The following is a 6,460-nucleotide window of genomic DNA, read 5'->3' as shown; positions in this document are numbered from 1 at the left end:
CAGCAACACCCACGGCGCCAGCATGATCGGCAGCGTCTCTGATGAGATCGACCCGATCGTGGTCAGCACCCGTGGTGAGAGCGCGAACGCCGTGGCGGCAACCGCGCGCGACGTCGTGCTGCCGATGCCCAGCGCCTCGGCGACGCGCAGCAACCCCCAGAAACCTACGGTCAACAACAGTGCCCACCACAGCCGTTGGGTGATCCAGCCCGGCAGGCCGAGCAGGTGGCCGGCCAAGAAGAACGTGCCGTGCGGGAACAGGTAGCCGTAGGCCTGATTCTGCGCCTGCCCGAAAGGCAGCTCGCTGTTCCACAAGTTGGTCGCGCGGGCCAGAAAGCGCAGCGGGTTGGCGGTGAGGTCGAGCTTGGTGTCGGGGGAGATCTGGCCGGGCGACGAGCCGAAGCTCAGCGCCAGCGCGACCGCCGCAACCAACCACAACCAGCGTCGGGACAGCGCAGTGACCTCGACGGGCCCGGGTTCGGCCCGCATCGTGAGTTAGCTGCGGTTGCCGTACTCGACCCGGTTGAGCACCGACGACTGCGGGTCGCCCCCGGGGAGCGGCGGCTTGGTGTCCTGCTGCACCATCAACGTGACTCCGAAGATCGCGGCTGCACCCAGCAACAGGCCGACCACAACGCTGGCGGCTGCGGGTGCAATAAAGCGATTCATCGCTGCCCAACCTAGCAGAAGCCGAGGTCGTGGCCACTGAGGTCGCCGGCCGCATGGCCGGCTGAACCCCATGACACCATGGCCTGATGGGATTCCCGCGCGTACTGGCCGTGTTTGCCGCCGTCACGGCGCTGATCGCCGGGTGTGACCACTCCGCGCAGAAGCCCGCGACCGCACCGGCCAGCTCGTCTTCGGCGAAGCCGATTCCACCGGCCAAACCGGCGTGTGGGGACCCGGCGGCCCTGCCTGCCCGCGAGAAGCTGGCGCAGCTGTTGATGGTGGGCGTCCGCGACGGCGACGACGCCAAGGCTGTGGTGACGACCTACCACGTCGGCGGCATCTTCATCGGCAGCTGGACCGACATGAAAATGCTGGGACCCAACCTGGTCAAGGACCTGTCAGCCAGCACTGCGCTGCCGGTAGCGGTCAGCGTCGACGAGGAGGGCGGCCGGGTGGCCAGGCTGTCCAAGCTGATCGGTCCCGCGCCGTCGGCGCGGGTGCTGGCGCAGACACACACTCCCGACGAGGTGTACGGGATAGCCCTGGACCGCGGCCACCGGATCCGCGGCCTGGGCATCACCGTCGACTTCGCCCCCGACGTCGACGTCACCGACGCCCCCGACGACACGGTGATCGGCGACCGGTCGTTCAGTCCGGATCCGCAAAAAGTCGTCGAGTATGCCGGTGCCTATGCCCGCGGCCTGCGCGACGCCGGGCTGCTGCCGGTGCTCAAGCATTTCCCGGGTCACGGACACGGATCCGGTGACTCGCACACCGCGTCCGTCATCGTGACGCCGCCGCTGCAGCAGTTGCAGAACAACGACTTAGTGCCTTACCGGGCCCTGTTGAATGCCGTCGCCCCGCAGGGCGCAATGGTCGGCCACCTGCAGGTGCCCGACCTCACCGGCGACGAACCGGCCAGCGTCAACCGGGCCGCGGTGCAGATGTTGCGCACCGGCGTCGGATACAACGGCCCAGCCTTCGACGGTCCGATATTCAGCGACGACCTGTCCAGCATGGCGGCGATCAAAGACCACTACACGGTGCCCGACGCGGTGCTGCGCGCCGTGCAGGCCGGCACCGACGTCGCGCTGTGGATCACCACCGACGAAGTGCCCGCGGTTCTCGACCGTCTACAGAAGGCGTTGGACGCCAAGGAATTGAAGATGTCCGACGTCGACGACTCGGTCCGGCGGATCGCGAAGTTCAAAGGACCCAAGCCGGACTGCGGACCGTAAATCCGGCGGCGCGACCCCGCATTGCTTACTCTGAATCGAGGCAGTCTCGCCGACAGGCGCGCAGATGTCGGCCAGATAGGGGATGGCATGGCAGGTGGTACCAAGCGGCTACCCCGTGCTGTCCGAGAGCAGCAGATGCTGGATGCCGCGGTTGAGATGTTCTCCATCAACGGCTATCACGACACGTCGATGGACGCGATTGCGGCCAAAGCCGAGATCTCCAAGCCGATGCTCTATCTGTATTACGGCTCGAAGGAGGAATTGTTCGGCGCATGCCTGGATCGCGAGCTGGGGCGATTCATCGACGGTGTGCGTGAGGACATCAATCTCGACCAGAGCCCGAGAGACTTGCTGCACAACACGATTGTGGCGTTCATGCGCTACATCGACGCCAACCGCGCGTCGTGGATCGTGATGTACGCACAAGCCACCAACTCGCAGGCATTCGCGCACACTGTGCGGGAGGGACGCGAGCGGATCATCGCCCTGGTCGTGCGGGTCCTGCAGGCGGGCACCCGTAATCCCGAACCAGACACCGACTTCGAGATGATCGCGGTGGCGCTGGTGGGCGCCGGTGAGGCGATCGCGACCCGGCTCAGCACCGGCGATACCGACGTCGACGGCGCGGCGGAAGTGATGATCAACCTGTTCTGGCGTGGACTCAAGGGCAAACCGGTTGAGAAAGACGCGGCCGAAGCCGCGACCGAATCCGGTTGATCGGTGATGGGCCGTCGCAATACCGACTTTATCTGCGCGGTGGTGGTTGTCGGGCTGCTTGCGGGGCTTGCCGGCCTGTCGACGATCCTGCTGTTGCATGCCCTTGAACATCTGGCCTATCACTACACCTTCGGATCACTGCTGGAGGGGGTGACCGGTAGCAGTCCGGTCCGGCGAGCCCTGGGGCCGATGGTCGGCGGAGCACTTGCCGGGCTGGGGTGGTGGCTACTGCGGTCGAGAAGCGATGTGCCGTCGTTGTCTGCGGCCATCGCCGACCGGGAGCGTATTCGTCTGCTGCCCTTCACTTTCGACGCGGCACTGCAGGTGTTGGTCGTCGGCTCCGGTGCGTCGCTGGGCCGGGAAGTAGCCCCTCGCCAATTCGCTGTGGCCCTAGGCGATTTCGCTACGGGATGGCTGAAGCGGCTGTCGGCGCGGGACCGCGAGATCCTGCTGGCCTGTGCGGCAGGCGCCGGACTCGGTGCGGTGTATGCGGTGCCGCTCGGTGGTGCGCTGTTCGCAGTGCGGATCATGTTGAAAACGTGGCATCCCCGAGCGCTGGGTGCCGCGTTGATTACCTCCAGCCTGGCGGTCGCAGTTGCCTCGTTCGTCACCCATGATCAGCCGAACCTGATTTGGCCTAACTTGCAGGTGTCGTATCGGCTGATCGGTTATGCACTGGTGTTAGCCCCGCTGACTCTCGCCTTGGGACTTGCCTTCAACCGCCTCATGGCATCGGCACGTCAGGCAGCGCTGACACGATCGTGGCTGGTGATACCGGCGATCGCCGGAGCTGGGTTGCTGATCGGTGTCTGTTCACGCTGGTGGCCCGAGCTGCCCGGCAACGGCAAATCGATCCTGACCACAACCCTCGCCGGCGGGATGACCCTGGAAACGGCGGCGATAGTTCTGGTTCTGAAACCCCTTCTGACGGCTGTGTTTTTGCGCGCTGGCGCGAGGGGCGGGATGCTCACCCCCGCGCTGGCCACCGGGGCCGCGGCAGGCACGCTGTTGGTGCTGACCATCAACGCGCTGGCAGGAACTCAATATCATGTTCCGGCAGTCTCAATGGCGGGCGCGGCGGGCGTGTTGGCCATCACTCAACGCGCGCCATATTGGGCCGCGATCTTCGTGTGGGAACTCGCTCGGCCTCCGCTGTGGCTGCTGCTGGTTTTCCTAGTCGCCGCCTTGAGCGCCTTCGGCTTGCTCCGTGTCGTCGAGCGTCGACGGGGCTAGAGCGCGCGCAGCGTTCCCGTGAGATGTGGATACCCCTTGGCGATGTTGCGTAAGCTGAGGTCCCAGCCGTCCTGTACCTGATCCACGTACAGTCCGGCGCTTGCGGGCAGCAGCACGGGTTTGCCGAACCGCACCGAATAGGTCACCGCGTCGGGAAGGGCAGCCTCAAGGTTCGCCAATACCGCTGCTGCGCTGAACATTCCGTGCGCAATGACGGTGGGAAATCCGAATAGCTTAGCCCCGACGGAGTTGGTGTGGATCGGGTTGTGGTCGCCACCGACGGCGGCGTAGCGACGAATCTGGCCCGGACTTATCCGCAGGATCGCGTTGGGTGCAGGTAGCTTGGGCTGCTTTTGCGGCGGCGGCTTGGGCTCGCCGGACAAACTGGTGCGCTGCTGATGCAGGAAGGTCGTGACCTGATGCCAGGCCACCTCATTGCCGACGCTCACGTCGGTCACCAGGTCGACCAGCAGGCCCTTGCGGTGTTCGCGCAAGTTCTCCGCGTGAACCGCGATATTGACCGTGTCGGTCACCTTGATCGGTCGGTACTGGGTGATGTGGTTTTCGGTGTGAACGGATCCCATTGCGGGAAAAGGAAAGTCGAAGCCGGTCACCAGCGACATCAGCGTCGGAAACGTCAGCGCGAACGGATAGGTCAGCGGCACCGCGTCGGCGTAACGCAGTCCGGTCACCTCGGCGTATTCGGCCACATTGGCGCGATCGATGGGTAGTTCATCGACGGTCACTGTCCGGGTGGGCAGCTGGCCGCCGCGAGGCACGAACGGCAACGCCCCGGCCGCCGCGCGCAGCATGTTCTTCAGGCCGCTTGGCTGGGTCACTGTGGTCACGCCCCCAGCATGGCCTGGCCGCAGACGCGGATGACGTTACCCGTCACCGCGTTCGACGCAGGGCTGGCGAAGTAAGCGATCGCCTCGGCCACGTCGACCGGTTGTCCGCCCTGGTACAGAGAGTTGAGCCGACGGCCCACCTCGCGGGTCGCCAGCGGGATCGCCGCCGTCATCTGGGTTTCGATGAACCCGGGGGCGACGGCGTTGATCGTGACGCCGTTCTCGCCGAGCTTGGGCGCCAGCGCCTGCGTCAGCCCGATCATGCCGGCCTTGGTGGCGGCGTAGTTGGTCTGCCCGCGATTGCCCGCTATGCCGGCCATCGACGACAAGCCGATGATCCGGCCGCCCTCGCCGATGCTGCCGTTGTCGACCAACCCCTCGGTAAGACGTTGCGGCGCAAGCAAGTTGACGGCCAGAACTGAGTTCCACCGCGCATCATCCATGTTCGCGAGCAGCTTGTCGCGGGTGATTCCGGCGTTGTTGACCAGGATGTCGGCGTGGCCGCTGTAGTGGTCGCGCAGATGCTCGGTGATCCGGTCGACGGCATCGTCGGCCGTCACGTCGAGCGCCAGCGCCGTGCCGCCGACGCGGGTGGCTGTCTCGGCCAAAGCTTCCGCGGCGGACTCCACGTCGATCGCCACGACGCGGGCCCCGTCGCGGGCGAACACCTCGGCGATCGTCGCGCCGATGCCTCGCGCGGCACCGGTCACGATGCCGACCTTGCCGTCCAACGGCCGGTCCCAGTCCTTGAGCGGTGTGGAGTCTGCGGCGCCCACGTAGAACACCTGCCCGTCGACGTAGGCCGATTTGGCCGACAACAGGAATCGCAGGGTCGACTCGAGTCCGGTGGCGGCCGGTTTGGCGTTGGGCGACAGGTAGACCAGCGCGGCGGTGGCGCCATGCAGCAGCTCCTTACCCAGGGAGCGGGTGAAACCTTCCAGCGCCCGCTGCGCGATCCGCTCATCGGTGCTCGCGGCTTCGTCGGGCGTGGTGCCGATGACGACAACCCGGCCGGAATGGCCCACGTTGCGCAGCAGCGGGGTGAAGAATTCGTGCAGAGCCGTCAGCTTCGCCGGAGTGGTGATGCCGGTGGCGTCGAAAACCAGCCCACCGAATGAATCCGCCCAGCGCCCGCCGAGATTGGCGCCCACCACGTCGTAGTCGGTGTCCAGCGCCACCCGCAGCGGCTCGACAAGACGGCCTTCGCCGCCGATCAGCAGCGATCCCGCCAGCGGCGGTTCACCGGCCCGGTACCGACGCAGTTTCTCGGGCTGCGGCACACCGAGCTGCTTGGCGAGAAACGAGCCCGGCCCGGAGTTGACGACTTGGGAGAATAGATCGGGTGCCACTGAGTTGCCTTCCGTGGTGTGGGGTACCAGTACCGTAGTCGAGAGCTAACTTACTCCAGAGTAAGAACGGTGAGTAGTATGGCTCCCAACACCGGATAACCAACAACTGACGGAGATAAGCGTGGCTTCTGACACCTCCTCTTCACGCTCCCTGCGCCGCGTCGCCGTGCTGGGTGGCAACCGGATCCCGTTCGCGCGTTCGGACCGCGCCTACGCCGAAGCGTCCAACCAGGACATGTTCACCGCCGCTCTCGGCGGGCTGGTCGACCGGTTCGGTCTGTCCGGACAACGGCTGGGTGCGGTCATCGGCGGCGCCGTCCTCAAACACAGCCGCGACTTCAACCTGATGCGCGAATGCGTGCTCGGATCCGCGCTGTCGTCCTACACGCCGGCGTTCGACCTGCAG

Annotated in this window: 7 protein-coding genes and 1 pseudogene; 4 read left to right on the top strand and 4 right to left on the bottom strand. The window is 65.9% G+C overall.

Annotation, left to right across the window (positions count from 1 at the left end; translation table 11 throughout):
- Together WAN02_RS30115 and WAN02_RS30110 are read right to left on the bottom strand one after the other, a co-directional pair.
- Nucleotides 1-489: alpha-(1->3)-arabinofuranosyltransferase domain-containing protein (locus WAN02_RS30115; RefSeq protein WP_422269039.1), on the bottom strand; the 489-nt coding region annotated here is incomplete at its 3' end.
- 6 nt (nucleotides 490-495) lie between these two features.
- The gene (locus WAN02_RS30110; protein ID WP_422269038.1) at nucleotides 496-669 is read right to left on the bottom strand and encodes a DUF2613 domain-containing protein; all 174 of its coding nucleotides are present in this window, start codon (nucleotides 667-669) and stop codon (nucleotides 496-498) included.
- Between the two features lie 86 nt (nucleotides 670-755).
- Here WAN02_RS30110 and WAN02_RS30105 point away from each other — a divergent pair, with 86 nt between their 5' ends.
- The 3 genes from WAN02_RS30105 (at nucleotide 756) to WAN02_RS30095 (ending at nucleotide 3,857) form a co-directional block, all read left to right on the top strand.
- Nucleotides 756-1,907 (top strand): glycoside hydrolase family 3 N-terminal domain-containing protein, encoded by a 1,152-nt coding sequence (locus tag WAN02_RS30105; RefSeq protein ID WP_422269037.1) that lies wholly within the window; start codon nucleotides 756-758, stop codon nucleotides 1,905-1,907.
- Between the two features lie 87 nt (nucleotides 1,908-1,994).
- Nucleotides 1,995-2,624 carry a TetR/AcrR family transcriptional regulator gene (locus tag WAN02_RS30100; RefSeq protein WP_422269036.1) on the top strand — a complete coding sequence of 210 codons (630 nt, stop codon included), beginning with the start codon at nucleotides 1,995-1,997 and terminating at the stop codon, nucleotides 2,622-2,624.
- Between the two features lie 6 nt (nucleotides 2,625-2,630).
- Entirely contained in the window at nucleotides 2,631-3,857 is a 1,227-nt protein-coding gene (locus WAN02_RS30095; protein ID WP_422269035.1) for a chloride channel protein, read from the top strand.
- On the opposite strand, the gene WAN02_RS30090 is transcribed toward WAN02_RS30095, so the two are convergent.
- Entirely contained in the window at nucleotides 3,854-4,696 is an 843-nt protein-coding gene (locus WAN02_RS30090; protein WP_422269040.1) for a MaoC/PaaZ C-terminal domain-containing protein, read from the bottom strand. The genes WAN02_RS30095 and WAN02_RS30090 overlap by 4 nt on opposite strands.
- A gap of 5 nt (nucleotides 4,697-4,701) precedes the next feature.
- Nucleotides 4,702-6,054 carry a 3-oxoacyl-ACP reductase gene (locus tag WAN02_RS30085; protein WP_422269034.1) on the bottom strand — a complete coding sequence of 451 codons (1,353 nt, stop codon included), beginning with the start codon at nucleotides 6,052-6,054 and terminating at the stop codon, nucleotides 4,702-4,704.
- A gap of 115 nt (nucleotides 6,055-6,169) precedes the next feature.
- Here WAN02_RS30085 and WAN02_RS30080 point away from each other — a divergent pair.
- A pseudogene (locus WAN02_RS30080) lies at nucleotides 6,170-6,460 on the top strand (acetyl-CoA C-acyltransferase); the annotation flags it as partial.

The organism is Mycobacterium sp., from assembly GCF_049281135.1.
Taxonomy (GTDB): domain Bacteria; phylum Actinomycetota; class Actinomycetes; order Mycobacteriales; family Mycobacteriaceae; genus Mycobacterium.
Note: the sequence above shows the minus strand (reverse complement) of the source record. Positions and strands in the feature narration are given on the sequence as shown.